Below are 4,963 nucleotides of genomic sequence, written 5' to 3' on the forward strand. Positions count from 1 at the left end.
GTCCTGAGTTAGCCGCTTTGGCCTTGTTTATTGATTTTGTCAGTCTTGATGTTTTCTTATTACTTATTGAAGTACAGATAGTGGCAGTGAGTGGTTATTATTTTCACACTTGGTTTAAGCCAATATTGATGCCGATTTATCGCTTATTACTTAACTGTGATCCATATTTTTTTATTCCAACAAGGGCCCTAGTGAACAAGTATCCAATGGTTTTGTGCCATACAGTCCCCTTTTTAATCTTGTCCATTATCTGTGCCACAGTTGCTAAGCCTATTATTGATATGAGTGACATTTACTAAGTTACAGTTACTGATAGCTCGTGCAGATGATATAGCCCTGATTCAACCGCAAACTTATCGTATCGACCGTTATAGCAGTGGACTAAAAAAGTAAAAAAATTGTTCCACTAATCGTTTGAACAACGGTCGTTTGCGCCACTCCCGCGCATCCATTTTAATTGAATTGGCCATATATTGATGTTGGACTTGACTGAGAGATTGAGTAAATTCTAAATTTTCTACAGAAAGCGTCACTTCGAAATTGAGCCACAAACTGCGCATATCAAGGTTAACCGTACCAATTAAGCAGTGGTGCAGATCGATTACCACTGATTTTGTATGCAAAAAACCGCCACAAAAACGATGAATATTCACCCCTGAATTGAGTAATTCACCAAAGAATGATCTGCTTGCCCATTCCACCATCAATGAATCATTTTTATCGGGGATAATTAAGTTAACTTGCACACCGCGCAATGAGGCAGCGGTTAATGCAAACAGTAGGTTTTCACTGGGTACAAAATAAGGGCTAGTGATGGTGATACTGTGTTTGGCTTGATAAATACTCAGTAACAACACCTGCTGGATCATGTCCTCTGGCATGCCGGGCCCAGAAGGAATAACTTGCACCATATCAGATTTTTTATGCCCATCTGGGTGATAATCTGGTGGCTCGGGTAAAATTCTTTGGTCAGTTTCAGTTTCCCAATCCCACGCAAAAATACAATTAAGTACTGGCACATTAGAACCGGTAATTCTTACCATGACATCGACCCATTCACCCACGCCAGCGCTTTGGTTAAAATATTTAGGGTCGACTAAGTTCATGGAGCCTGTATATCCGATTTGGTTATCGATCACCACTATTTTACGGTGAAGTCGCAGGTCGAGTCGGCGAAAGAACATTCGTATCGGAGAAACTGACAACGCCGAGACAATAATAACGCCACCATCACGCATCCGTTTTGGCCACTGGCTTTTAAAAAATGTTCGACTGCCCGCGGCGTCAAGCAATATTTTTACTGCAATCCCACGTTCTGCTGCATCAATCAGTGCTTGGGCAACCTGGTCTGCCAGTCCGCCTGGATACCAAATATAGAACTCGAAATGAATTGATGTCTGCGCTTGTTGGATATCTTGCAGTAAGGTCGTTAAAATTGTTTCTGGTGATGATTTAAGGGTTAGTTGGTTGTTTGACAACGTCGGAATACCAAGGCGGTTTTCGCATAACTGGCTAATGTTAATCGTATAGTCATTTACATTTTGCGGACGAAATTGATGAGTTGTAAACAGTCGACTGAACCATTTTCGATAGGGCGTGTACATTTCTTTGGCCCTGACGGCCCGCTTTTTCCCAAGGTTCATCTCACCCACGAGTAAGTAAAGCACAACGCCTAGGATGGGGATCACATAGATAAGCATCATCCAAGCTAACGAAACCCCGACGGATCGCCTTTTATAGACAATACGGGCGGTGATCCCGGCAATAATTAACCAATAGGCTAATACGCTGATTATCGTTAATATTTTGTAAAGCTCAACCATAGCTAGCCAGTAGACCAATCATGTAGAAAAAACATGCACTTATCATATCAGCTTTTTAAAAGATTTGATTTACCCTCATCCATCTGTCTAGCTGGGTATATTAAACCGTTTGTTTTATTATGGTGGGGCCTGTGTTAATGATATTAGCCTTGATTAAATCAGTAGCAATAAAATGAGCATTGTTGAAGCTCAGGTTATTTAAGTTGTTGTTAAGCAGGTTAATGTCATTCAAGCTCTTGTCGAGTTTTTAGACATTATTTCAAATCATTAGAGGGAGTTCGCAATCGCTATTTTTCGCTCAAAGTCAGCATCCCCATTGCAACCTAAGCATAAACTGCTCAGGCTTATTCTATGGAGCAGTATTGTTGTCGTCATACTTTCAATGGCGACAGCTAGCCTTATGGCACAGTTTATTCACTTGGCGACAGATCCCCGGGTGATTAACAGTCCACAAGGTTCATTTACGGCTCAATGCGTTACTGCCACTCCTGAAGCGACTTTGGATATTGATGGTCAATTGGCTGTCGCGAGCTGGAATATCTATAAACAACAAAATTCCGGCTGGCAAACGTTGTTAAGCCAGTTAGCCAGCCAGAATCAGTTATTGTTGCTGCAAGAAGTGAAGTTATCAGATGAGTTTGAGCAATGGCAGCAGCAAAGTCATCATCAATTGGCAATGGTACAAGCATTTCGTCAAGGTGAGACATCACTTGGGGTGATGAACCTGTCTAAGGTTTCTGCGAGTCAAAGTTGTGGCTATTTGACGGCCGAACCATTGATACAATTCCCCAAGTCGAGCCTGTTAAGTTATTTCCCTTTGTCTAATGGTGAGACTCTGCTGGTGGCCAATTTGCACAGTATTAACTTTGAGTATGCTCTAGACAGTTATGCGCAGCAGTTACAGCAACTTCTACCCGCTTTGCAAGCTCATAAAGGGCCAATCATTTTCGGTGGTGATTTAAATACCTGGCGCCAAGCCAGATTGTCTATGTTAGCTCAAATAACCAACACATTAGGGCTTAAGGCTGTCATCCCTGTTAAAGATACTCGAACAACAGTGATGGGCTATCCCATAGATCATCTTTATTACCGAGGACTGACTTTAGAATCTGCACGGGTAATCGATACCGAAACATCAGATCATCATCCTTTGTTAGGGCAGTTTAGATTAGGCGAAAATTAACGATGTTATTTTAAAATGGCGACAAGTTTATTTGAACGTTAAACAAACCGTTTTTGGGGCATTTGGCTGTGTGATAGTTCTATCGTTCAGGAGTTAAGATCAATCCGTCCTTACCAGATTTTTAGAGCATAAGGCTTAAGACTTTAGAATAGTGCAGTGATTGGTGTTATTGACTTGGTTTTTTGACTTGGTTTTTTGGTTGAGTTACTGAATTGCATTGTTTAATTTTTCCATTTATTTTTTGAGTTATCTAAGAGGCCCTTTGATTTAGGGCGGTAGCATCGCTATTTGGTTAACAGTTTTGCAAGGGTTAATATTCCAGACTCTAATAGGCTACCTTTACGATAGACAATCGACAACTGAACATGCTTTGGGCCATGGCTCACTGGCGTCATAACGAGTGACTTCTCATAGCGGCTTCCTGTCACCATATTCTTGCCAATAATCGTGTAGCCCAAACCCGCGGCAATACAACCTAAAACACCATCCGCACTGCTCATCACCATGAGCTCATCATGACCTCGCCCAGCCTTTTGTTGCCAAATAAGGGCGTGTTTTCTATAGCCACAGCCTTCATCTCTGACCAATAATACCGGATCATGTTCACTGTCTAGCGGCGTGACCATGATCAATTCTTCTTTCACTATAGGGATAACAACCAGTTTTTCATGTTTAGGTGCATTACCAATCGCGGCGCAGTCAACTTTATTGTTTAGTACCGAAAACACCAGTCTGTCGCTGGTATCGGTATAGATTTTGGTGCGAATTTGAGAATGATTAAGCTTGAGTTGTTTGAGGGCCAGAGGCATGTGAACCGCTGCGAATGTTTCTGGCATACCAACTCTTAACTCATAGCTTCCTTTATTGCGTAAAATGGCTGATGTGGCCTGATATTCTAACTGCAAAATTTGATCGGCATATTCGCAAAGCTGTTGTCCACTCGCTGTTAACTGTAACTTACGACCAATAATATTAAATAGTTTGGTATCCAGCTCTCTTTCGAGCTTTCTAATTCGGTTGGTGATATTAGATTGAACCGTATGCAGTTTATCCGCTGCGCCTTTAATACCTTCTTCATCGACTACAGCTTTGAAGGTTTTTAGTGTCAAAATTTCCATATAGTTCTCTTAATAAGAAGTATTTATTCTAAATAATTCAATTTTTAAGATTAGCAGGTTAACGTATTCTTTGTTAATTATTTATAATTCAAAGTGGTTAACATGCTAATGGCGTTAACAAAATTTCGAGTATATTTTGCCGGTATCAGTAGTTTAATTGTGACTGTTGGTGTGGCTAGATTCTCCTACAGCCTGTTATTACCAATAATGCAGGATGGTGCAGGTTTAACTGAACTCGGAGGCGGTTGGCTCGCTAGCACTAATTTTATGGGGTACATGAGTGGAGTATTGCTTGCTGCTAGCCTGCATAACATGAACTATAAATACAACTTGCACCGGCTGTATCTTATATTGAGTGTGCTCACTTCAGCAGCAATGGTAATGACGACGGATATGGTCACTTGGGCGGTATTACGATTTATTGCCGGAGTTTGCGCTTCTGGTGGCTTTATTATTGCCTCTGGTTTGATATTAAAATGGTTAGTTAAACATCATCACCGTGCTGAATTAGGGATTCACTTCTCAGGTGCTGGGCTAAGTATCATCATTACATCATTACTGGTTGAGTTCATGCTGACAATATCAGCCGACTGGCAGCAACAGTGGTTGGCATTAGCCGTTATGGCGGCAGTATTTGCCATTCCAGCATGGTTATGGATGCCACACCCTTTCATTGATGGTCAAGTAGGGGGTACGGCTAAAGATACTCCTCCAAGCAAAGTGTTTAAATCGCTGATGATGTTGGCTTATTTCTGTGCAGGTTATGGTTATGCTGTTAGCTCTACCTTTATTGTTGATATTGTCGAGAGGGTTGAAGGCTTACAAGGGCAAGGGGGATT

Annotated in this window: 5 protein-coding genes; 3 read left to right on the top strand and 2 right to left on the bottom strand. The window is 41.4% G+C overall.

Annotated elements, in window-relative coordinates; all coding sequences use genetic code 11:
• The coding region (locus H5185_RS21165; protein WP_182743098.1) for a hypothetical protein at positions 1-299 on the top strand (299 nt) is incomplete at its 5' end.
• A gap of 69 nt (positions 300-368) precedes the next feature.
• Here the strand turns inward: H5185_RS21165 and cls are convergent.
• Positions 369-1,823 carry a cardiolipin synthase gene (cls, locus tag H5185_RS21170; RefSeq protein WP_182698796.1) on the bottom strand — a complete coding sequence of 485 codons (1,455 nt, stop codon included), beginning with the start codon at positions 1,821-1,823 and terminating at the stop codon, positions 369-371.
• 316 nt (positions 1,824-2,139) lie between these two features.
• Between cls and H5185_RS21175 the strand changes: the two genes are divergently transcribed.
• Entirely contained in the window at positions 2,140-3,006 is an 867-nt protein-coding gene (locus H5185_RS21175) for an endonuclease/exonuclease/phosphatase family protein (protein WP_259396278.1), read from the top strand.
• Between the two features lie 284 nt (positions 3,007-3,290).
• Here H5185_RS21175 and H5185_RS21180 read toward each other — a convergent pair whose 3' ends face one another.
• Positions 3,291-4,124, bottom strand: a complete 834-nt coding sequence (locus H5185_RS21180) for a LysR family transcriptional regulator (RefSeq protein ID WP_182743102.1) — start codon at positions 4,122-4,124, stop codon at positions 3,291-3,293.
• Positions 4,125-4,232: 108 nt separating this feature from the next.
• Between H5185_RS21180 and H5185_RS21185 the strand changes: the two genes are divergently transcribed.
• The coding region (locus tag H5185_RS21185; protein ID WP_259396279.1) for a YbfB/YjiJ family MFS transporter at positions 4,233-4,963 on the top strand (731 nt) is incomplete at its 3' end.

Source organism: Shewanella sp. SG44-6, from assembly GCF_014164185.1.
GTDB classification, from domain to species: Bacteria; Pseudomonadota; Gammaproteobacteria; order Enterobacterales; family Shewanellaceae; genus Shewanella; species Shewanella vesiculosa.